The 21594-nt window shown below is 72.9% G+C and carries 22 protein-coding genes; 5 read left to right on the top strand and 17 right to left on the bottom strand.

Annotated features, from left to right (window positions below; translation table 11 throughout):
• The 3 genes from U874_RS0100195 to U874_RS0100185 all read right to left on the bottom strand — a co-directional run bounded on the left by U874_RS0100195 (position 1) and on the right by U874_RS0100185 (position 2530).
• The gene (locus tag U874_RS0100195) at positions 1–672 is read right to left on the bottom strand and encodes a GntR family transcriptional regulator (RefSeq protein ID WP_115651467.1); all 672 of its coding nucleotides are present in this window, start codon (positions 670–672) and stop codon (positions 1–3) included.
• 111 nt (positions 673–783) lie between these two features.
• Positions 784–1779: a hypothetical protein gene (locus U874_RS14935; protein ID WP_198525793.1), complete on the bottom strand. Its 996-nt coding sequence runs from the start codon at positions 1777–1779 to the stop codon at positions 784–786.
• Positions 1772–2530 carry a TetR/AcrR family transcriptional regulator gene (locus tag U874_RS0100185; RefSeq protein WP_025132529.1) on the bottom strand — a complete coding sequence of 253 codons (759 nt, stop codon included), beginning with the start codon at positions 2528–2530 and terminating at the stop codon, positions 1772–1774. The genes U874_RS14935 and U874_RS0100185 overlap by 8 nt, the downstream gene beginning before the upstream one ends.
• A gap of 101 nt (positions 2531–2631) precedes the next feature.
• Here U874_RS0100185 and U874_RS0100180 point away from each other — a divergent pair, with 101 nt between their 5' ends.
• Together U874_RS0100180 and U874_RS0100175 are read left to right on the top strand one after the other, a co-directional pair.
• Positions 2632–3018, top strand: coding sequence for a DUF1304 domain-containing protein (locus U874_RS0100180; protein WP_025132528.1), 387 nt, complete (start codon positions 2632–2634; stop codon positions 3016–3018).
• Positions 3019–3075: 57 nt separating this feature from the next.
• Entirely contained in the window at positions 3076–4098 is a 1023-nt protein-coding gene (locus tag U874_RS0100175) for an NADP-dependent oxidoreductase (RefSeq protein ID WP_025132527.1), read from the top strand.
• A gap of 60 nt (positions 4099–4158) precedes the next feature.
• On the opposite strand, the gene U874_RS0100170 is transcribed toward U874_RS0100175, so the two are convergent.
• The 4 genes from U874_RS0100170 to U874_RS0100155 form a co-directional block, all read right to left on the bottom strand.
• Positions 4159–4482, bottom strand: a complete 324-nt coding sequence (locus tag U874_RS0100170) for a thiamine-binding protein (protein ID WP_025132526.1) — start codon at positions 4480–4482, stop codon at positions 4159–4161.
• A 50-nt stretch (positions 4483–4532) separates the two neighbouring features.
• The gene (locus U874_RS0100165) at positions 4533–5975 is read right to left on the bottom strand and encodes a DHA2 family efflux MFS transporter permease subunit (protein WP_051582733.1); all 1443 of its coding nucleotides are present in this window, start codon (positions 5973–5975) and stop codon (positions 4533–4535) included.
• Positions 5976–6102: 127 nt separating this feature from the next.
• Positions 6103–6507 carry a cytidine deaminase gene (locus U874_RS0100160; RefSeq protein ID WP_025132524.1) on the bottom strand — a complete coding sequence of 135 codons (405 nt, stop codon included), beginning with the start codon at positions 6505–6507 and terminating at the stop codon, positions 6103–6105.
• A 4-nt stretch (positions 6508–6511) separates the two neighbouring features.
• A complete protein-coding gene (locus tag U874_RS0100155; RefSeq protein ID WP_025132523.1) occupies positions 6512–7141 on the bottom strand; it encodes a GNAT family N-acetyltransferase in 630 nt (209 codons plus the stop codon).
• Between the two features lie 107 nt (positions 7142–7248).
• On the opposite strand from U874_RS0100155, the gene U874_RS0100150 reads away from it, so the two are divergent.
• Complete coding sequence (locus U874_RS0100150; protein WP_025132522.1) at positions 7249–8088, top strand: DUF1684 domain-containing protein; 840 nt, start codon at positions 7249–7251, stop codon at positions 8086–8088.
• On the opposite strand, the gene U874_RS0100145 is transcribed toward U874_RS0100150, so the two are convergent.
• Both U874_RS0100145 and U874_RS0100140 read right to left on the bottom strand, forming a co-directional pair.
• Positions 8051–9265 carry a hypothetical protein gene (locus tag U874_RS0100145; RefSeq protein ID WP_025132521.1) on the bottom strand — a complete coding sequence of 405 codons (1215 nt, stop codon included), beginning with the start codon at positions 9263–9265 and terminating at the stop codon, positions 8051–8053. The two genes, U874_RS0100150 and U874_RS0100145, sit on opposite strands and share 38 nt — an antisense overlap.
• Positions 9266–9276: 11 nt before the next feature.
• Positions 9277–10017: a hypothetical protein gene (locus U874_RS0100140; protein ID WP_157834189.1), complete on the bottom strand. Its 741-nt coding sequence runs from the start codon at positions 10015–10017 to the stop codon at positions 9277–9279.
• Between the two features lie 170 nt (positions 10018–10187).
• On the opposite strand from U874_RS0100140, the gene U874_RS0100135 reads away from it, so the two are divergent.
• On the top strand, positions 10188–11105 hold the full coding sequence (locus tag U874_RS0100135) for a hypothetical protein (RefSeq protein WP_025132519.1): 918 nt from the start codon (positions 10188–10190) through the stop codon (positions 11103–11105).
• Complete coding sequence (locus U874_RS0100130) at positions 11102–11758, top strand: response regulator transcription factor (RefSeq protein WP_025132518.1); 657 nt, start codon at positions 11102–11104, stop codon at positions 11756–11758. Before U874_RS0100135 ends, U874_RS0100130 begins: the two co-directional genes overlap by 4 nt.
• Here U874_RS0100130 and U874_RS0100125 read toward each other — a convergent pair whose 3' ends face one another.
• The 8 genes from U874_RS0100125 to U874_RS0100090 all read right to left on the bottom strand — a co-directional run bounded on the left by U874_RS0100125 (position 11759) and on the right by U874_RS0100090 (position 21503).
• Positions 11759–13930, bottom strand: coding sequence for an FAD/NAD(P)-binding domain-containing protein (locus tag U874_RS0100125; protein WP_025132517.1), 2172 nt, complete (start codon positions 13928–13930; stop codon positions 11759–11761).
• On the bottom strand, positions 13927–15021 hold the full coding sequence (locus tag U874_RS0100120; RefSeq protein ID WP_025132516.1) for a transporter substrate-binding domain-containing protein: 1095 nt from the start codon (positions 15019–15021) through the stop codon (positions 13927–13929). Before U874_RS0100120 ends, U874_RS0100125 begins: the two co-directional genes overlap by 4 nt.
• A 41-nt stretch (positions 15022–15062) precedes the next feature.
• Positions 15063–16070 carry an ABC transporter substrate-binding protein gene (locus U874_RS0100115; RefSeq protein ID WP_025132515.1) on the bottom strand — a complete coding sequence of 336 codons (1008 nt, stop codon included), beginning with the start codon at positions 16068–16070 and terminating at the stop codon, positions 15063–15065.
• Positions 16071–16172: 102 nt separating this feature from the next.
• Positions 16173–17000 carry an amino acid ABC transporter ATP-binding protein gene (locus tag U874_RS0100110; protein ID WP_025132514.1) on the bottom strand — a complete coding sequence of 276 codons (828 nt, stop codon included), beginning with the start codon at positions 16998–17000 and terminating at the stop codon, positions 16173–16175.
• Between the two features lie 78 nt (positions 17001–17078).
• Positions 17079–18146, bottom strand: coding sequence for an amino acid ABC transporter permease (locus U874_RS0100105; protein WP_025132513.1), 1068 nt, complete (start codon positions 18144–18146; stop codon positions 17079–17081).
• Positions 18143–18802 carry a GNAT family N-acetyltransferase gene (locus tag U874_RS13965; protein ID WP_025132512.1) on the bottom strand — a complete coding sequence of 220 codons (660 nt, stop codon included), beginning with the start codon at positions 18800–18802 and terminating at the stop codon, positions 18143–18145. Before U874_RS13965 ends, U874_RS0100105 begins: the two co-directional genes overlap by 4 nt.
• Complete coding sequence (locus U874_RS0100095; RefSeq protein WP_025132511.1) at positions 18799–20253, bottom strand: NtaA/DmoA family FMN-dependent monooxygenase; 1455 nt, start codon at positions 20251–20253, stop codon at positions 18799–18801. Before U874_RS0100095 ends, U874_RS13965 begins: the two co-directional genes overlap by 4 nt.
• Entirely contained in the window at positions 20250–21503 is a 1254-nt protein-coding gene (locus U874_RS0100090) for an LLM class flavin-dependent oxidoreductase (protein ID WP_051582724.1), read from the bottom strand. Before U874_RS0100090 ends, U874_RS0100095 begins: the two co-directional genes overlap by 4 nt.
• Between the last annotated feature and the right edge of the window lie 91 nt (positions 21504–21594).

Here is a 21594-nt window from a genome sequence, read left to right as displayed (position 1 = left end):
CTAGCTCGCGTCGTCGCGGCCGGTCGCCGAGACGCGGGTCACGGCGTCCTCGATGTGCTGCGTCATCGAGTCCTGTGCGCGAGCCAGATCGCCGCTCGCGATCGCCGCGATGAGGTCCTCGTGCGCCTGCACGTGGCGTTCGAGCTCGTCGCGCGCGAGAGCGGAGTTCGCGGCCTTCAGGAAGCTGTTGATGCGCCCGCGGAGCTGCGACGCGATGTCGGCGAGGACCGAGTGCTCGGCGAGCGTCCAGAGCGCCTCGTGGAAGCGCCGGTCCTGCGTGAAGAGCAGATCGACGTCGCCCGCCGCGGCCGCCTCGGCCATGCGGTCGACGATGGCGCGGAGCTCGGCCTCGTGCTCGGGCTGCCAGCGCGCCTGCACCCGCTCGACGACGAAGCGCTCGAGCACCGAACGGAGGCTGGAGACCTCCTCGAGCTCGGTCTCGCCGAGCTCGGCGACGCGTGCGCCCCGACGCGGCTCGCGCTCCACGAGCCCTTCCTCCGTGAGCCGGGCGAGGGCCTCGCGCACGGGGATGTGACTCACCCCCAGCTGCTCGGCCAGGTGGCGCTCGACGAGCCGGGCCCCCGGCTCGAAATCGCCGGCGAGGATCGCCTCGCGCAGCTCGGTGGTCACCGTGTCCGAGATGCTCGAACTCTTCAGATTGCTCAGCGACATGTAGGTCCAATCGTGGGTCAACGGTGACCATCCCAGGGGTGGCGGGTCACAGGACGCGCAGCCCGAGCGCCCAGTTTACCCCATCGCTATAGCACGCGCGCTGACCGGGGATCACGAGTCCCAGCGCAGCCCGAAGCGGAGCTCGGCGGGCGCGCCCGGGCCCACGATGCGCGTCCGCTCCGGCCGGAGGCCGTCGGGGGCCGCCGTGAGCGGCTCGACGCAGAACGCCGGCTCCTGCGCGTCGAACACGTGCCACACGTCGCTCGACGACACGAGGGTCACCCGCAGGGCGCCCCACGCGATCTCGGGATCCCCCGTATGGAGGAACGAGTCGTCGCGAGACCCCGGGGCGGGATCGGGGGACGCGGCGCGGCCGGAGGCGTCCGCGGCGGTTCGGCGGGAGGCGTCTGCGGAGGTTCGGCCGGGCACCGGCTCGCCGAAGAGCCCGGGCGCGAGCGGGGCAAAGCGGGCCTCCGGGGCGAAGCGCAGCCGCGCCCGCTCCCCCGCCGCCTCGCGCGCGAACCACGGGTGATAGCCGAGCGACACGGGCATCTCGCGCTCCTCGTTGCCGCAGCGCAGAACGAGCTCGATCCCCGTCTCGCGCAGCTCGATCTCCTGCTCGGCCCAGCCCCCGAAAGGCCACGGCCGGGCCAGCTCGGCGCGCAGCCGCACGCGCCGCGGCGAGGCCTCGCGCACCTCCCAGGGGACACGGTCGACGACGCCGTGGGCCGCCTCGACCCCGGCCGACGGGCGCGGCAGCGCGTGCGACACCCCGCCGTACGTCACGCGATCGCCCGTCAGGCGGCCAGCGAACGGAGCCATCGGGAAGCATCCGTCGAACCAGGCCTCGGGCGCACCGCCGCCCGGCACGCCGCGGCCAAGGATCTCGACCCCGCCGATACGGAGCGAGGCGAGGCGCCCACCGCGCTCGGGGTCCACCACCGCGCGAGACGCCCCCGCGCGGAGTTCGAGCCCCGGTCGATCCCGCGCCGCGTCCGGCGCTCCCCGCGCATCACCCTCTGCGCCAGCACCCCGCTTGTCCGCACTCCGCTTGTCCGTACTCCGCTTGCCCGTACCCCGGTTGTCCGTACCCCGCGCGTCAGTCACGGTGCCAGTGTGGCACGGGGGCGCCGGGCGCGCTGGGCGCGCCCGCGGGATTCGGGGTAGTGGCTGCCGAGTCGCTGCCCTCCAAGTCGCTGCCCGCCGAGTCGCTGCCCGCCGGCTCGGTGTCGATCGCGTGCAGCGCCGCGTCGAGGCTCGCCACGGCCGCCGCCGGGTCCACGCGCACGAGCGCGAACGCGGAGACCACAAGCCCCGCGATCACGGTGGCCAGCTGTTCGGCAGAATCGGCGGAATCGGTGTGCGCTGCGTGAGCTGCGTGCGCTGATCGTGCCGCGTGCGCGGGATCGCGAGAGACCGCCGTCCGCGCGTCGACGCCCCGGCGGATCGCCGCGTGCAGCTCCGCGCGGTACTCGGCGATGACCCGCGCCACCTCGGGATCGGCGCCCACGGGGCCGGCCGCGGTGTTGATCAGCAGGCAGCCGGGAGTGGGCGCACTCGCGTCGACGCCCACGAACGCCGCGCGCAGCCCGGAGAGGTAGTCGCGCAGCGCATCGCGCGCGACCTCGGGCGCCTCGAGCGGGGCGAGCCGCGGACGCACCACCTCGTCGAGGTAGCTCTGCACCGCGGCGTCGAAGAGGCCCCGCTTCGAGCCGAACGCGCCGTACAGGCTCGAACGGCTGAGGCCCGTCGCCTCCTCCAACCGGGGCACGGCCGCCGACTCGTAGCCGTCGCGCCAGAACACCGCCCGCGCAGCGCGCACGACGGCCGCGCGATCGAAGCTCGGAGTCCTCGCCATCACCGCCCCTTTCCAGAATGGTCGTTCCAGTATATATTGGAACGATCGTTACGGAATAGCGCGGAGGAACGCTCGGCGCTCGACCCCGAGAGGACTCGCACATGCTCATCGCCGGACTGGTACTCGCGGGAGCAGCCGCGCTCCTGCACGTCTTCATCTTCTATCTCGAGTCCATCGCGTGGACCTCGGCCCGCGCTCGCGCCGTGTTCGGCACCACCGAGGAGGGGGCGCACGCCACCCGCGAGCTCGCCTTCAACCAGGGCTTCTACAACCTGTTCCTCGCCATCGCCGCGCTCCTCGGCGTGCTGCTCGCCGCGCTCGACCACACCGCGGTCGGCCTCACGCTCGTCTTCACGGGGGTCGGATCCATGCTCGCCGCCGCGCTCGTGCTCGCGCTCTCCAGCCCCGACAAGCGCTCCGCCGCCACCAAGCAGGGCGCGCTCCCGCTGCTCAGCGTCCTCGCGCTCGCGCTCAGCCTCGCGTTCTGACCCACCACCCACAACAGCACCGCACCGCACCGTCACGCACCGAAAGGCCCGCACGCCATGACCGCACCGTCACGCACCCAGATCCAGCTCGTCTCGCGCCCCGCCGAGTGGCCGAGCGCGGAGAACTTCCGCACCGTCACCGAGGTCCTCCCGGAGCTCGCACCCGGCGAGGTCCGCGTGCGCAACGAGTTCGTCTCCGTCGACCCCTACATGCGCGGCCGCATGAACGATGTGCGCAGCTACGTTGCACCGTACGCGCTGGGCGAGACCATCACCGGCGGGGCCGTCGGCCGCGTCGTCGCCTCGACGGTCGCGGAGCTGCCCGTCGGCGCCGCCGTGCTCCACCAGCACGGCTGGAGCGACCTCGCGCAGGGCGACGCCGCGACCTTCCGCCTGCTCCCCGAGCTTCCCGGCGTGCCGCTCTCGCTGCACCTCCACGTGCTCGGGATGACCGGGCTCACCGCCTACGTCGGCCTCACCGAGATCGCGCGCATGCGGGAGGGGGACACCGTGTTCATCTCCGGCGCCGCCGGCGCCGTGGGCACCGCGGCCGGGCAGATCGCGAAGCTCCTGGGCGCGAAGCGCGTGATCGGCTCCGCCGGGTCCGACGAGAAAGTCGCACTCCTCACCTCGAAGTACGGCTACGACGCGGCGTTCAACTACAAGCGCGGCAACGTGCGCGAGCTGCTCGCCGAAGCCGCCCCCGAGGGCATCGACGTGTTCTTCGACAACGTCGGAGGCAGCCACCTGGAGGCCGCGCTCGACGCGTTCCGGGACGGCGGGCGCGCGGCGCTCTGCGGCGCGATCGAGAGCTACAACTCCGCCGCGGCGCCCGTGGGGCCCGACAACATGGCGAACCTCATCACCCGCGCGCTCACGCTGCGCGGCTTCACGATCGGCGCGCACTGGCACCTCGCCCCCGAGTTCCAGGCGCGCATGAGCGAGTGGTTCTCGGAGGGCCGCATCGCCTACGACGAGACCATCGTGGACGGAATCGAGCACACCGTCGACGCGTTCCTTGACATGATGCGCGGCGCGAACACCGGCAAGATGCTCGTGCGAGTGGCCCCCGAGGCGTAGGCCGCGGGCCCGGCGCAGCCCGCGGCACGCCGGGCCCGGGGCATCGGCGCTGGCGGGTGGCTACGCCCCCTCCACCGCCCGCTCCAGCCGCTCAAGCTTCCCGTCGAGCTCACCCTCGAAGCCCGGACGGATGTCAGCCTTCATCACGAGCGACACCCGCGAGCCGAACGGCAGCACGGCCTCGGTCGCGCGCTTCACGACGTCGAAGACCTCGTCCCACTCGCCCTCGATCTCGGTGAACATCGAGGAGGTGCGGTGCGGCAAACCGGAGGCGCGCACGACGCGGATCGCCGCGGCGACGGCCTCGGACACGGAGCCGGTCTCGCTCATAGCGGGGCCGGCCGGGCCCACGCCGCTCGGAGCGACGGAGAACGCGAGGATCATGAGGGGTCCTTTCGGGTGCGGTGGGCGAGCCCGCGGCACGGGCTCGGAGGCTAGTCTGCCGCCACGACGCGCACCTCGCCGGTGCGCGTGGGCCGGGGCCCGAACAACACGGCGATGAACGCGCCCACGAGGATGACGCACATCGGCATGATGAGCGACTGCATCATGGCCTGGCTGAACGCCTCGCGTGCGGGCTCGGGAAGCTGTGTGAGTCCCCCGGCGCCACCCATCGAGTGCGATGCGCCTTGCTCACCGAGCAACGCGGTGAGCCGCGACTCCATGAGCACGGCCATCGCGGCGGAACCGAGCACGGCGCCCACCTGGCGGCTGGTGTTGTAGACACCGGATCCCGCTCCCGCGAGGCGCGGGTCCAGGCTGAACGTGGTGATCGACGAGAGCGGGCCCCACATGAAGGCGTTGCCGACGCCGAGGATCGCGCTCGGGACCAGGAAGAGCAGGATCGGGGTGTCCGGCTTCAGCAGGAGGGCGTAGCCGAGCACGCCGATGCCCACGAGGAGCAGACCGATCACGGGGATGCGGCGGGGGTCACGTCGGTCGATGAGGAGGCCGACGGGGCGTGCGAGCGCGATCGAGAGCACGGCCATCGGGATCATGAGCAGCGCCGACTGCGTGGGCGTGAGCCCCATGACGAGCTGCAGGAAGAACATGAGCGGCAGGTTCATGCTGGTGATACTGAACCCGACCATCACGATCGCGGCCGAGCCGACGGAGAAGTTCCTATCGCGGAAGATCTGGAGCGGGATCAGGGGTTCACCGCGCTGCACGCGCTGCCACACCACGAAGAGCGCGAGGATCACGACGCCCGCGATGATGAGCCCCCAGACGCTGATCGGCCCCCAGATCGTGCCCCACTCGTAGCTCTGGCCCTCCTGGATGCCGAAGACGAGGAGGAACATGCCGAGCGCGCTCAGGATCACGCCGAGCCAGTCGAAGCGGTGCGCGTTCGTGGGCAGCTTCGGCACGAAACGCAGGGCGAGCACGAAGCCGATCACGCCGACGGGCACGTTGATGAAGAAGATCCACTCCCAGCCCCAGGCATCGAGGAGGAAGCCGCCGAGGATCGGGCCGACGAGGGTGGCGACACCCGCGGTGACGCCCCACACGGCCATGGCGGATCCGCGCTCGCGCGGCGCGAAGATGCGCGTGATGACGGCCATCGTCTGCGGCGTCATGAGGGCCGCGCCGAGCCCCTGGAAGACGCGCGCGAGGATGAGCATCTCGATGCTGTGCGCGAGCCCGCAGGCGAGCGACGAGATCGTGAACACCGCAAGGCCCGAGAGGTAGATGCGGCGCGTGCCGAAGCGATCGCCCAGGCGTCCCGTGATGAGGAGCGGGACGGCGTAGGCGAGGAGGTACGCGCTCGTGGCCCAGAGCGTCGCGACCATCGTGGTCTCGAAGCTCTGCATGATCGAGGGGTTCGCGACCGACACGATCGTCGTGTCCACAAGGATCATGAAGAAGCCGAGCACCATCGACCAGAGTGCGGCCCAGGGGCGGATCGGTGGGGTCTGCTTCGCCTGCTCGGTACTCACCCGGACAGCCTACTCCCGGCCTCCGACAGCGGCGGGATACCCACCCCGGAGCGCGGGCCGCGCGGGATCAGCGCGCGGGGAGCGCGCTCGGCCCGAACGCGTCGGGGAGCAGTTCGTCGATGGTGCGCGGCCCGCTCGCCGTGGCGAGCAGCATGCCGGGCGCCGCCGCCTCGAAGAGGAGCTGCCGGCACCGCCCGCACGGGGTGAGCGGGGCGCCCGCGCCGTCGACGCACACGAAGGCGCGCAGTCGGCCCCCGCCGCCGAGGTGGAGCGCGCCGAGCATCGTGCACTCGGCGCAGAGCGTGAGTCCGTAGCTCGCGTTCTCGACGTTGCAGCCGACGACGACGCGGCCGTCGTCGACGAGCGCCGCGCACCCGACGGCGAGGCCGGAGTAGGGGGCGTACGAGTGCTCGGTCGCGGCGAGCGCCGCCGCGCGCAGGGCCTCCCAGTCGATCGTGTGCTCGCTGCTCATGCGATCACCCCAACCGCAAGCCCGCGTCGGGGCTGTTCAGGCGCGCATAGGCGCGGGTGAGGCGGTGCTCGAGGCCGCGCCGCACGCCGGGCCACTCGGGCTGCGTGATCGAGAACACGACGGTGTCGCGCAGATAGCCGGGGGCGCGCCGGTGGGCACGGAGGATGCCATCCTGCTTCGCGCCGAGCCGGGCGATCGCGGCGCGCGACTGGTGGTTGTGGAAGTCGGTGCGGAACTCCACGGCGGGGCACTCCCAGACTTCGAAGGCGTGCGTGAGCAGCAGCAGCTTCGATTCGGCGTTCGTCCCGCTGCCCTGCGCGCTCGCGGCGTTCCACGTGGAACCGATCTCGACGCGCGGCACCTCCGCCTCGATGTTCATGAAGGTGGTCATCCCGATGATCCGCCCGGTGTCCGTGCGGCGCGCGGTGAAGGGCAGCATGCTGCCCTGCTCCTGCAGTTCGAGGCGGCGCCGGATCTCCGCGGCCATCTGCTCCGGCTGCGGCACGAGCGTGTACCAGAGGTGCCACAGCTCCCCGTCGCGCACGGCATCGACGAGGCCGTCGTGGTGCTCGGGCGAGAGCGGCTCGAGCGTGACGAGGCGGCCGCTCAGGGTTCCGGGGTGCGCAAGACTCATGGCCCCATTGTGCCGCGGTGCAGCCCGCAGCGAAACCTCCGGTCACATTGACCCGTTTCCCACCCGCACGTGATGGAGTGGACGCACCACCTGACGGAGGGAGCCCCATGTCTCAGCACGATTCGACCCCGTTCACCGATGCGCACGCTGCCTGGCACGCCGAGGTCGAGGCGGCGCGCACCGCGCCGTACGGCCCGCTGAGCGCGACCGCGCTGCACTGGCTGGGCGCGGAGCCGCAGCGCCTCCCCGATCTGCCGGGCACGTGGTCCGCTGGCGCTGACGGTCTGGTCACGGTCGAGCTCGCCGCGGAGGACGGGGTGACCCGCGGCGGATCCCCCGTCTCGGGCACGGTCGAACTGGGGCCGCTGAGCGGCACGGCGGGCACCGCGCTCGCGTGGGGCGAGATCCAGATCGAGGTCGCGGCGCGCAGCGGCGGCATCATCGTGCGGCCCCGGGATCCCGCTTCCACGGATCGCACGGGCTATGCGGGCACGGCGACGTTCCCCGCGGACGAGTCCTGGGTTGTGACGGGCCGCTTCGTGCCCGCGCCCCGTGCGGCCGTCGAGGTCGCGTCCGCCGCCGGCGCCGATCGCACGCAGGAGTATGCGTCGCCCGGCACGGCCGAGTTCACGATCGCGGGGCAGGATCTCGCGCTCACCCTCTTCGGTTCCGCGGAGGCGGGCGATCTCCGCGCCGTCTTCGCCGATGCGACGGGAACCGATCTCACGTTCCCCTCGGCCCGCTTCGTCGATGTGCGGCTCCTCGACCCGGAGACGGTGCGGATCGACTTCACGCGGACCACGAACCCGCCGTGCGCGTACTCCGCGAGCGCGACCTGCCCGTTCCCTCCGCCCGAGAACCGCCTGCCCGTGCGCATCGAGGCCGGCGAGCTGCGGCCCGGGGTATCGCTCACTCCTGAGGAGGCCGCGTCGCCATCCCTCGCATAACCTGCGAGCCGTCGTGCAGCATCGCGTGCACTTCGGGCAGCTGCATCTCGCGGAGGAGTTCGCCGGTGAGCCGGTCGTACTCGGCGAAGTGCACGTTCTCCGGCTCCCAGGTGAGGATCGCGAGCGTGTCCTCGGTGAAGGTGTGTGACGGCGAGTAGTACGTGGGTGTGAGGCCGAACGTCTCGACCGCGAACAACGCCTCCGTAACGCCCGTCGCCAGGTTCGTCGAGGAGAGCACCCCGTCCACGCCGAGCCAATCGAGCTGCTCGCCCCGCAGCGCCAGGGCGGTCGGGCGCAGATCGAAGCCGGCGAACTCATCGACCGGGATCGGCTCGCCGTCCGGCGTCACGAGGGTCCGCTCGACCTGCTCGCCGGTGCGCGTGCTCCACACCCGAAGGCTCGCCCGCTGCGTGCCGTCGGTGTCGTACGTGATGGCGAGGTACACGAGCTCGCCGTCGCGGCACGGCGCGTCGGAGCCCCACTGATTCGACTCCTTCACGGCCTCCATGTCGACGACGCGCTCCCGCCCGTCGCTCGTGCCGCTCAGCTGCGACAGCATGAGCGTGGGGTAGCCGTACTGTGCGTCAGCCTGGAGCGGACCGAGCCGGGCGGCGGCCTCGGCGTACTCGCCCATCGGCTCAGCGAGCCCGAACAGGGTGCCGTCGCAGCTTCCGGTGACCTGGTAGTAGCCCTCGACCTCGCGCGAGATCGCACCCGTGTCCGTCGTCGTCACGGCGTGCTCCAGGTAGCCCGTCTCCGTGAAGCCCTCGTTGTAGAGGCCGATCATCGAGTCGTCCGGGCCGGAGATGAGCGCCTGCTGCGAGCCCCGCTTCGGGGAGGCGGTGACGCGCAGCGAGTCGGCGAGCAGGAAGTCGCTCTCGACATCGGAGAACGCGAGCCCCCGCTCGGTCCAGAGGAGCAGGCCCTCATCCATCCCAGCGGTCCGGATCGCGCGGACGCCCCCGTCCCCGTCGATGAGCACGACGTATCCCGTGCCGAGGCCGCGCGCGTCAAAATCGCGCCACTGCTCGCTCAGGTAGACCGCGACCTCCGTGTCACCGAGCGCCGCAGCGTCGTGCGGCACGATCTCGATCGTGCGGAACCAGTCTGCGACCGCACTGCACGCCGAGAGGGCGAGCGCGCCCGCGAGGAGCACGGCCACCGCCGTGGCCCGCATCGCGCTCGCCCTCACAGCGTCTGGTACGTCCGGGTCAGCGGTGAGTGCTTGATGTCGTACGGGTAGACGCCCCCACCGCCGTTGGAGTCGAGATCGATCCCGGCCCCGGCTTTGTAGGCGGCCCACACGAGCTGGGAGCAGTTCATCTGTGCACCGGTGGTGCTCTTATTGAACACGAAGTTCATGTTGTACTCCTTCCCGCGCAGCCGGTTGTACGCGTAGCGCGCCGCGGCGTTCCGCTTCGCGGTGCTCACGGACACAGACTGCTTCACGGCGCCGCGCCCCACCTTGAACCAGCGAGCATCACTCGCTCGGCTCCGCTGCCCGACCCCCGGAGCATCTACAACACTCGTCGTTGTATGGTAAATCCCTGTGTGGCCGTGCTGCACGAAGAGCGTCGCCGATGGCGAGACAAAGATGTCGCCTGCGTGCCTCGCTGCGCCCAGTCTGACAGTCTTGTTGCCCGAGCTGCGCGGCGCGGACTCGACTTCCGCGGCGCTCGCGGCCTCGACCGAGGCTTTCGCCTCCTCGAGGGCCCGCAGGAGCGTCTCCTCCGTGCTCAGGCCGCTCTCCCGCGCGGCCTCCTCCGCGGCCGCGTGCAGCTGCGCCTCGGTCGCACCGGGGTTCAGCGCGACGAGCTCGCGCATCACCTCGGCCGGATCCTCCGGCCCGGCGGCGAGCGCGGGCGCCGCACCGGCGAACACGAATGCCGCAGCGACCGCCGCCGCCAGGATTCCAGTAACTCGTTTCATGACAGGCCCTTCTCCGTGCTCCGCCGCGTGGCGGGTCGGTCCGTCCGACGCCCCCAGCCTGACCCATCACGGCCCCGGAGCACTCACTCATCTGAGGGAGTGGGTAGCGACGCGAAGTCGCCCGGGGCACGTACCGTACACAGGGGGGCGAACGAGAGCAGGTCGACGCCATGAACCGCACGCATCCGGTTCCGAACGCTTCCCGGAGCCGAACCGGCCTGGCCCGATTCAGAGGGCCGCGCTGGATCGCGCCGCTCCTTCGGGCCGCGCTCCTCCTTGTCGCGCTCGCCGGGCTGCTCCATTCCACGGTCGCGGGCCCGGAACCCGGGCACGTCGCGGGCTGGGCGCTGGCCGCGGTGCTCGGGCTCACGGCTGTGGCCTCGGAGCGCCGGGCCCGTCGTGAAGCGGCGAGGCGGCTGCGCTCAGCGCAGGAGCACCGACGGGCGATCGAGGAGCTGCGCAGGAGCTTCGCGCTCGACACGCACGACACGATCGCGCACGGGCTCACCACGCAGGCGGCGATCGTGAGCGTGCTCACCGCCCGGGACGGATCCCGCCCGGCACAGCTCACCGAGCTGGCTCTCGTCACCGCGCACACGCAGCAGCAACTGCGCGCGCTCCTCGCGCGGCTCTCGGGGTCCGCCCGGCACCCGGACACCGATGTCGCCTTCGATATCGAGTTCCGCACCGCGGTGGAGGCCCGCGCGGCGATCCTCGGCGCGGGCGGTTTCGAGGTCGAGCTCCGCCTCGAGCGGCTCCCCCAGCGGGCGAGTTCCCGGGACCTCGAAACGAGCCTGTTCCTGTTCCAAGAGCTCGCGACGAACATCGTGAAGCACTCGGCCGCTCGGTCGAGCTGCCTGATCGCCGTGGATTCCGTCCCCGTGCAGCACCGCACCGCGCTGCACCTGAGCAGCAGGAATCCCGGCACGTTCCGTGCGGACGGACCACCCCGCAGCCTCGCGCTCCGCGCACGCACGAGCGGGGGAACGTGCACCGTACGGGAGCGTGACGAGCGCGTCGCCATCGACGTCCTGCTGCCGCTCGCGCAGTGCGGCGGCGCTCACTCGCCGCACGGGATCCCCGCATGATCGCGCAGCCCGTGCGGGTGATGATCGTCGACGACGACCCGTGGACCACCACCGCGCTCGCACACGCGCTCGATCCGGATCCCGAGATCTCCGTCGTCGGGATCGCGCACTCGGGGGACCGTGCGCTGGAGCTCGCGCCGCGGGTCGCACCGCAGCTCGTCCTGATGGACATCACGATGCCGCCCGGCATGTCCGGGATCGAGGCCATCGCGCAGCTCCGCCTGCTCCTCCCGGAGGTGCGCGTCGTCGTGCTCACCACGCTGGCGCCCGGGCCGGGGATCGCCCGCGCCCTGGAGGCCGGGGCGCTGGCGGTCTGCTCCAAGGGCGCGCCGCCCGGCGAGCTGCGCGCGAGCATCACCCGGCTCGCCCGCGGCGAGGATCCCCGCGCGCTCCGACGTCTCGCCCAGGACATCGTGATCAGCGGCGACCCGCTGCCGGGCGCCCCCGCCGTCGCGCCCCGGCTCGCTCGCCGGGAACTCGAAGTGCTCACACTCGTCTGCGAGGGCCGCGGCTACGACGAGATCGCGCACCGGCTCGGGATCTCGGTGTGGACTGCGAGGTCGCACACGAAGAATCTCCGCGACAAGCTCGTCGCGGACAACCTCGCCCAGCTCGTCGTGCGCGCGCTGCAGTTCCGCTTCTACGCGCCCTGATCAGCGGTGCACTCGGCCGCGCTCCGGCGGGCGCACCGGATCCACCGCTCCCGGCACCGGCGCGGCACCACCCGCGGCCGCGACTCGCGCCGAATCGCGGTGTGCGGCGAGCTCCGCCGCGGCCGCGAGGATCGCGCGCGCGCAGCGGTCGTGCGTGCGGAAGGGGAGCGAGTTGAGCCCGGGCCGCGTGAACGCCCCGCCGGTGAGGCCGGCGACGAACGGGCCGACGGCGAACTGGCGGGGCGCCCCGGGCAGGCTCCCGTCCCGCTCCGCCTCGATCTGCCCGGTCGTGGCGATCGTGCCGCGCTCGGGATCCGCGACGGCGAGCTCGCGCGCCCGCCCACTCGCCACGAGCTGGCGGAGGAGCGGGTTGTCACTCTCGGCCGCGCGCGCCTCCGGCAGCCAGGCATCGATCAGGATCCGGGCGCTCACGCTCGCGGTGGCCGTGGGCAACGTCACGGCGCCCGTGGCAGAAATTCCCGTGACGGCCGAGCCCGTGGCGCGAAAGAGGCCGGCCCGCTCGTCGCGCTCGAGCACGAGGTCGCCGCCCAGGAAGCGGACGACGCCGGCCTCGGCGAGTGCGAGGAGCTCGTGCAGCCGGTGGCCGGGCGGACCGCTCGCGAGGTAGCTGAAGAAGCTGAACCAGCGGCGGGGCAGCGCGCGGGTGCGGCTGCGCGCGTTCCAGCGCTCGGGCGGGATCTCGGCGAGCGCGAGGAACGCGTAGAGGCCCGTGAGGAAGAGCGCTTGCGTGGCGCTGTGCTCCGGGCTCGTGCGGAGCCGGAGGTCCTCCGCGATGTGCGCGAGCACGCGCTCGTGCACGGGTCCCGCGCGATCCGGCGCGGCGGGATCGGAACCGGCGGGATCGGATCCCACGGGATCGGAACCGGCAGGATCGGACCCGGCAGGGGCCGCTGCCAGCGGGCGGTCGAAGGCCGGGAGGTCGAAGCGATCCTGGGGATCGGGCACCTGCTCCGCGATGAGGCGGGCGAGCACCGCCGGATCGGGCTCGGCGAGCGCCTCCCGCAGCCGCGGCGCGAACGCCGTCCACGAGCTGCGCACACGATCCCGGTGCCCCGTGCAGAGCTCCCGGTAGTAGCCCGTGACCAGCTCGGCGGCGACGAGCGGCCAGGCATCGCGCTCGAAGTCGAGCGGCTCCGCACGGACGGCCGTCTCCGCCTGGAATCCGGCGCCCAGGTAGGCGAGCTCGACCGGGTCGCCCACCACCTGGCTCGTGATCTTCGAGCGGTAGGGCACCCCGCGCCGGGACCCGAAGTGGAGGATCGGCTCCCGCCCGCTCGGCGCGTAGCGGAGCGAGCCGTCGGCGCGCGGAACGAACAGGCCGCCGCGCCCCTCCGCGAGGAGTACCCCCAGGTCGATCGCCGCGAGGCCCATGCCCCGCACGATCACGTCGGCGCCCGCGGGCACGTCCGCGAGGTCGACGTCGGCGGTGAAGGCCGGGGCGACGTAGCGCAGCCCGTGCCGCTCGGCGAACGCCGCCTGCTGCGCCGCGTCCGCCGAGGGCTCGGCGCCGGTGTGGCCCACCGCGTACACGACGATGTCCGCCGCGAGCACGCCCCCGGACGCGAGACGCACGAGGTGCTGCTCGGGGCCGGGAGCCGGGCCGGGGCGCGCGCCCGAAGCCACCGAGTGCGCGGGGTCCTCGACCGCGACGACGCGATCCTCCTCCCAGCTCACCCGCACGGCGGGCGCCGCCCGCCGCAGCGTCTCCGCGAACGCCCACTCCAGGTAGGCGTTGTTGAGGCGGCGCGTGGGGAAGCCGTCGTCCGCGATCTCCGCGATCTCGCGGCGGAGCCGCGCGTCGGCCCACTCGGGCGCGGGGACGCTCCCCGCTCGCACCGCGCGCACCCACTCGGCGAGCGAGAGCCCGGGCGCCACGGGCCCCTCGAACGCGCAGGACGGGTCGGTGAAGAACGCGACGTCGCGCAGCATCGAGTTCAGCTTCAGCAGCGGGGACTGATCCCGCCGCCAGATCCGCCCGCCGCCCGGCGGGTACGGGTCGACGAGCCGGATCCGCAGCGGCAGCTCCGGCGTGTCCCGCGCGTGGTTCGCGACGATCCGCTCGAGGACCATCGCGGCCGCGGGCCCCGCCCCGACGGTCACGATCTCGACCGGTGCCCCCGGATCGCGGGGAGCGGCGGCGGTCGCCGTCATGGCTTCGGCAGCCCGGGCGGGTTGACGCGCGACTCGGTGACGGCTTCCTCCTCCTGCCCCCAGCGGCCGAGCACCTCGGAGTAGACGCCCGAGTCGATGAGCGACTGGATCACGGTGCGCACGGGCTCGATGAGCCCGTTGCCCTTCGCCGTCACCGCGCCCACCTGCCCGTCGACCGGGTAGGCGCTGTTGAAACTGCCCACCACACGGGTCTCCCCGAGCGTCGCGGCGCGGAACGCGGCGAGCGCGTGCGGGTCGATACTCGCGTCGGCGCGCCCGGAGGCGAGGGCGAGGGATCCGGCAGCCGAGTCCTCGTAGTAGACGGGCTCCCCCGGAGGCAGCCCGGCCGCCTCGTTCTGCGCGAACCAGTCGAGCAGGAACTTCTCCTGGTTCGTGCCGCTCCCCACGATGACGCGGAGCCCGGAGACATCCGCGGGCTCTGCGATCTCGGTGATGTCGGAGCCCGCGGCGACCGAGAAGCCCATGACGGCGTCGCGGTAGCTCGCGAAGTCGAACAGCTCCTTCCGCTCCTCGGTGACGCCCACGTTGGTGAGCGCGAGATCGTACTTGCCCGATTCGATGCCGAGCGGCCAGTCGGCCCAGGCGACGTTCTCGGGCGCGTACTCCAGGCCGAGGCCCTCCGCGATGAGCGAGGCGAAGTCGGCATCGCTGCCGATGATCGTCTGCGCATCGTCCTCCGCGAAGAAGGAGGTGGGCGGGGATCCCGCACCACCGAGGGCGACCGTGAGCTTGCCCGGCTGCACGGGGGTGAAGCCGCTGGCCTCGAGCTCGGCCACCGCGTCGGCGACGGCCTCGATGTGCGGCCGCGTCTCCAGGTTCCCCGTGGTGAGGTCGAACACCGCGCCGGAGGTCTCCCCGCCCGCGGGGGCGGGGGCCGCAGGGGCCGCCGCCGCGCTGCAGCCGGCCAGCCCGGCCGCGAGCGCCGCGGTGAGTGTTGCCGCGGTGGCCGCCGCGGCGAGGCGCGATCGGGAGCGGCGGAGCGGGCGAGTGCGGGCGAGCGGGCGGGCCGGGGACGCGGGCGGAGTAGGGAACGGAGTCGCGGGGGCCGCAGGGGCCTGGGGCGCGGGCATGGGTGTCCTTTCGAGAGTGGCTGGGCGGGGTGGCGCGGGAACTACGGGCGCGGAAGCCCCGGCGGGTTCACGAGCGACTCGTCGACGGCCTCGTCGCTGAGGTCCCAGCGGTCGAGCGCCGTCGCGTAGGTGCCATCGGCGATGATCGCGTTCAGCACGATGGCCACCGGCTCGATGAGGCCGTTGCCCTTCGCCGTGGTCACGCCGATCTGCGCGTTCTCCGGGAAGCCGCCGTTCAGCGTGCCGACGACCTTCGATTCGCCGCCGACCGCCGCCGCGAAGGCCGCGGTCGGGTTCGGCCCGAAGAGCGCGTCGACGCGGCCGGAGGCGAGGGCGAGCTGGGCCGCCGCGTTGTCGTCGAAGTAGACGGGCTCGCCGGCGGGCAGCCCGGCCGCCTCGTTCTGCGCGAACCAATCGAGCAGGATCTTCTCCTGGTTCGTGCCGCTGCCGACCACGACCTTCAGGCCGGCCACGTCCTTCGCCTCGCTGATCTGCTCGATCTCGCTGTCCCGCTGCACGGAGAACGCGAGCACGTCGTTGCGGTGGGTGGCGAAGTCGAAGAGGTCCTTGCGCTCCTCGGTGACGGTGACGTTCGACACGACGACGTCGTACTTGCCCGACTCGACGCCGAGCGGCCAGTCGGCCCAGGCGACGTTCTCGGGCGCGTACTCGAGGCCGAGGCCGTCGGCCACGAGCTGGGCGATGTCGGGTTCGACCCCGAGCAGCGTGCGGTTGTCGTCCTCGGCGAGGAAGCTGAGCGGCGCCTCGTAGGCCGAGTGCGCGACCGTGAGCTTGCCCTCCTGGATCGGGGTGAAGCCGCTGCGCTCGAGCGCGGCGACCGCCTCGGGGATCGGGTCGATCCGCGGCCGCGCGTCGGCGTTGGCGCTCGAGAGGTCGAAGGGCGACTCGGCGACGCCGGGCGCGACGGCGCCGTCGGCGCCGTCCCCCGTGCCGGGGGCGGCGGAGCTGCACGCGGCCAGCCCCGTGAGGGCGAGCGCGGCGAAGGCGGTGAGAGCGACGCCGGAGCGGCGGCGGGAAGAGCGGATCATGATGGTGACTTTCGGTGAGTGACGGGTACGGGAGGTACGGGAGGGACGTGCGGGAGGGGGGGAGGGACGTGCGGGACAGCTCGGGGAAGAACGATCGTGGGGTCAGATGACCCAGTCGAGGAACTCCTGCGTGCGGGCCTGCTCGGGCTCGCGGAGCACGCGCTCGGGCGGGCCCTCCTCGACCACGCGGCCCGCGTCAAGGAACACGACGTGGTCGGCGATCTCGGCGGCGAAGCCGATCTCGTGGGTCACGATGACGAGCGTCGTGCCGCTCTGCGCGAGGTCTCGGATCACGCTCAGCACCTCCGCAACGAGCTCGGGATCGAGCGCGCTCGTCGGTTCGTCGAAGAGGAGCACGTCGGGCTGCAGGGCGAGCGCGCGGGCGATCGCGACGCGCTGCTGCTGCCCGCCCGAGAGCTGGCGGGGGAAGTGGTCGGCGCGGTCGGCGAGCCCCACCCGGGCGAGGAGTTCGCGCGCCTGCGCGATCGCCTCGGAGCGGCTCGCGCGCTTCAGCCCGATGGGTGCCTCGATGATGTTCTCGAGCGCCGTGAGGTGCGGGAAGAGGTTGAAGTTCTGGAACACCATGCCGACGCGGGTGCGCCGCTCCAGCACCTGCTTCTCCGGGAGCTCGTGCAGCCGCCCGCCGCGCAGCTCGTAGCCGATGTAGTCGCCGTCAATCGTGATCGATCCGGAGTCGATCGTCTCGAGGTGGTTGATCGCGCGGAGCAGCGTCGACTTCCCCGATCCCGAGGGGCCGAGGAGGGTGACCACCTGGCCCGGTTCGATGCGCAGCGAGATACCGTGGAGCACCTCGTGGGCGCCGTACGACTTCGAGACCTCGGTGATCTCGACGAGGCCCGGGCGGGCGGGGGTTCCTGCTGGGGGTGGCGTGGGCGCTGGCGCGGGTGGCGCGAGTGGCGCGGTGGTCATGGCGGTCTCCTCTGATGGGATCGAAAGTCTGCGGGGTGCGGCGGTGCCGTGCCCGGCGGGCGCAGCGGGATCAGCGGCTCAGTGAGCGCTCGTGTTCAGCGCCGCGACGGTGTGGGCCGCCGGCGGGCGCGACTGCGGGCGGGCCTTGAGCGCGCGGCGGATCCGCTGGAGCGGGGTGGGCGGCAGCTCGCGCGCCGTGCCCCGGGCGAAGCGGCGCTCGATCCCGTACTGGGCGATGCTCAGCACCGTGGTGAAGATCGTGTACCAGACGGCGGCGACGAGCAGCAGCGGGATCACCTGCTGGTTGCGGTTGTAAATCACCTGCACCGTGTAGAACAGCTCGGGCAGCGCGACGATGAACACGACCGAGGTGCCCTTCAGCAGCCCGATCACCTCGTTGAACGCGTTCGGCAGGATCGCGCGGGCCGCCTGCGGCAGCACGATCCGGAAGAAGCGCCGGCCGCGCGGGATCCCGAGCGCCTTCGCCGCCTCGATCTGCCCCTGGTCGACGGAGAGCAGTCCGCCGCGGATGATCTCGGCGGAGTAGGCCGCCTGGTGCAGCGACAGGCCGAGGATCGCCGCGACCGTCGAGGAGAGCAGGCGCACCGTGTCGAACTCGACGAGCCAGAAGTCGTAGCTGAACGGCCAGCCGATCCCGAGCGTGGGGAAGAGGTAGCCGAGGTTGTACCAGATCACGAGCTGCACGACGAGGGGCACCGAGCGGAAGAACCAAATGAACCCCCATGCGAAGGAGCTGAGCAGGCCCGACCCCGAGAGCCGGGCGAGGGCGAGGAGGCCCCCGAGGGCGAAGCCGATCACCGCGGACACCGCCGTGAGCCAGAGCGTGAGCCACAGCCCGCGGAGCACCGCCTCGTTGAAGAAGTACTCGGCGAACACCGGCCAGCGCCACTGCGGATTCGAGAAGAAGGTCCACACGAGCTGCGCGAGCACGAACACGGCGATCGCGCTGAACGCCCATCGCCACCAGTGCCGCAGCGGGACGACGTGCTCCGCGGAGTGCGGGGCGGGAGCCGCGCGCGCCACGACGACGGGCGGGGGGCTCGCAGTCTCCGGGCTCGCGGTCTCCGGGCTCGCGGTCTCTGAGCTCACGGTTTCCGGGCTCGCGGTCTCGGTGTTCGTCGTCATGATCGGGTCTCCTTGCTCGTCGTCCCCGCGCGAGCGCGGGCGGCGGGGCGGCGGATCCCCGGCCCCAACTCCTTCGTGAACGGGTGCACCCCCACCTCCGCGGCGGGGCGTGCGGGATCGAAGCGCGGCGTGTAGCCCGTGCTCAGGTACAGGGCGACCGCCTCGGGCTGGCGCGGCCCCGTGGTGAGGTAGATGCGCTCGTAGCCGAGGCGTCCGGCCTCGCGCTCGAGAGCCGCCAGCACGCGCTTCGCAAGGCCTCGCCCGCGCACGTCGGCGCGGGTCCAAATCCGCTTGAACTCCGCGGTGCGCTCGTCGAAGCGCATGAACGCGCCGCCCGAGACCGCCTCGCCGCCCGAGAGGAGCAGGAGGAACGCGCCCTCGGGCGCCGTGAAGGCCTCCGCGGGGTAGCGGTTCAGCTCGACCGAGGCCGGCTCGCCGAACACCTCGACGCCGTAGCGCGCGTCGTACTCGCGCTCGAGGTCGGCGAGCAGCGGGGCGGCGAGCGGGTCGCTCGGGTGGACGATGCGCGGCACGAGCTCGCCATCCGCGGGCTCGACGGTGGGTCCCGCGGACCGCGCGGCGGACTGCGCGGCGGACTGCGCGGCGGGCTGCGCCGCGGACTGCGCGGCGGGCACCGCGGGCTGCGGCGCACTCATGCCAGGACCTCCGCGCGGGGCTCGGCCTCCGCCGCCGGAGCTGGCTCCGCGGGCGCGCGCCAGGGCACGTGCGGCGGGCGCGGCAGGCCGAGGGTGCGGCGCAGCGTGGGGCCCGCGCCGGTCTCGGGATCCGCGTCGTAGCCGGTGCGGAACACGCCGCGCTCCTGCAGCAGCGGCACCACCCGGTCGACGAACTCGTCGAGCCCGCCCGGCGTGAGGTGCGGCACGAGGACGAAACCGTCCGATGCGCGCTCCTGCACGGCGCGGTCGATCTGCGCGGCCACGCTCGACGGGGAGCCCACGAAGGTGTGCGAGGCGGTCTCCGCGGCGACGAGCTCGCGCAGCGTGAGCCCCTCGCGGCGCGCGCGGTCACGCAGCTGCGCCGCGCGCGCCACCCGATCCGCGACCTGCGTGGAGACCTGTCCCTGCCGCTGCGCTCCCGCGCTCGGCTCGGACTCGGGCAGCGCTCCGTCCGGGTCGAGGCCGGGGAGCTCGTGCCCCCAGATCGCCTCGACCCAGGCGATCGCGGTCTGCGGGCTCGTCTGGGCGAGCGAGATCTCTCGTGCGCGCTCGCGCGCATCCCCATCGGTGTCGCCGAGCGCAAAGCTGGCGCCGGGGAGGATGAGGAGCGAGTCCTCGCTGCGGCCCACCCCGGGGAGCCGGCCCTTCACGTCGCGGTAGAAGGCCTGGCCCTCGGCGAAGCTCGTGTGCCGCGAGAAGATGATCTCGGCGTTAGCGGCCGCGAAGTCCCGCCCCGCGGGAGAGTCGCCGGCCTGCACGATCACGGGGAAGCCCTGCGGACTGCGCGGCACCGTGCTCGTCGCGGAGACCGTGAACTGGGGGCCGCTGTGATGCACGGCGCGCACGCGCTCGGGATCGATGAAGCGGCCCGCGGCCCGGTCGGCGAGGACCGCGTCGGCATCCCAGGAGTTCCAGAGCTCCTTCGCGAGCGCGACGAACTCCTCCGCCCGCGTGTAGCGCTCGGCGTAGGGGAGGAAGCCGCCGCGGCGGAAGTTGCCCCCGTGGAACGCATCGGGCGAGGTGACCACGTTCCAGCCGACGCGGCCGCCCGAGAGGTGGTCGATCGTGGCGAGCTGGCGGGCGAGCTCGTAGGGCTCGTTGAAGGTGCTCGTCAGCGTGCCGACGACGCCGATGCTCCGGGTCACCGCGGCCATGGCCGTGATCACGGCGAGGGTCGCGGGGCGCCCGGCGACATCGAGATCGTGGATCCGCCCGCCGTGCTCGCGGAGGCGGAGCCCCTCCGCGAGGAAGACGTAGTCGAAGAGGCCGCGCTCGGCGGTCTGGGCGAAGTGGCGGAACGACGCGAAGTCGATCTGGCTGCCCGATGCCGGGTCGCTCCACACGGTGGCGCTGTTCACGCCGGGAAAGTGCGCGACCAGGTGGACCTGCCGCTTGGCGGCGTCCCCGGCGCGGTGCGATGCGGTGCTCATGCGGCGTTCTCCTCGGGTGCGGTGCGGGTGAGTGGTCCGCGCAGGGGCGCGGGGGCGAGGCCGAAGCGCTCGCGCAGCGAGCGGCGGCCCGGCGCGGGGGCGAGGCCGCGCTCGCGGAGCAGGGGCAGCAGCTCGTCGGCGATCGCGGTCAGGTCGCCCGGCAGGGTGAGCGGCCGCAGCCGGACCCCGTCGACTCCCGCGTCGCGCCACGCGGCGATGAGCTCGGCGAGCTCCGCCGCGGTTCCCGAGGCGATGCGGGCGTCGCTCTCGTAGACCTCCCCGTCGGCGGCGTCGAGGCGGGCCAGGCGGGCGGCCCCCGTCTCCTCCGGGGCGTCGAGCGCGACGATAAGGTCGGCGACGATCCGGAGCGGCGCCCGACCGCTCGCGGCGCGCTCACGGGCGGTCTCGGCCTCGCGCACCTGGGCGACGAGCTCGGCGGCAGTGCGGCCCCGCGAGGCCCCGGCGCGCGCGGAGGCGCTCTCCGGGGTGATGAACACGACGTCGGCGGCGTCGGCCGCGAGCTCGTGGACGCGGGGCGAGTGCGAGAGCACCGTGATCGGGAGCTGTCCCTGCGGGGAGCGCGGCACGATCGACGGCCCCGCGACGGAGAAGCGCTCGCCCGCGTAGCGGACGTGGTGCACCCGATCGCGGTCGAGGAAGCGGCCGGTCTCGGCGTCGCGGATCTCCGCGTCGGCGTCCCAGCTCGCCCACAGCAGCCGCGCCACCTCGGCGACCTCGGCGGCCTCGGCGAGCAGTTCGTCCAGGCCGGGATCCGACTCCCCCGCGCCGACCCGGCGCGCATCGATGTCGGGAGCGGTGCGCCGGCCGAACGCGGCGGCGGCCTCGGGCTCGGCGGAGACGCGGAGCTGCCAGCCCCCGCGGCCCTCGGAGATGTGATCGAGGGTCTGCAGGCTCGTGGCCACGTGGAAGGGCTCGGTGTGCGTGGTCGTGACGGTGGGGATCAGGCCGATCCCCGTCGTGCGCGGGGCGACCCAGCTCGCCGTGAGGAGCGCGTCGAGGCGTCCGGCGACCCGGTCGGCGCGCGGGGGCGCGGGGAGGCTCAGGGCGTCCGCGAAGGTGGCGTAGTCGAGCCCCGCGTCGTCGGCGATCCGGAGCAGCTCGGTCCAGTAGCCGGCCGAGAAGAGCGCGTCGGGGCGCGCGTCGGGCTCACGCCAGGCGGCGGGGTGCGATCCCGCGCCGTCGAGCTCGACGCCGACCGTGAATCCAGCAGCTGTAGTTATGGGAGACATGCAGGGAGCTTATGTTTACGGCCCGGGTGGCTGTCCACCTCTGTGACGAAAAATGACCATTACGCCGTGTTGCGCGGCCGCGGGGGCCCGC

Source organism: Leucobacter sp. PH1c (assembly GCF_000633415.1).
Taxonomy (GTDB): domain Bacteria; phylum Actinomycetota; class Actinomycetes; order Actinomycetales; family Microbacteriaceae; genus Leucobacter.
Note: the sequence above shows the minus strand (reverse complement) of the source record. Positions and strands in the feature narration are given on the sequence as shown.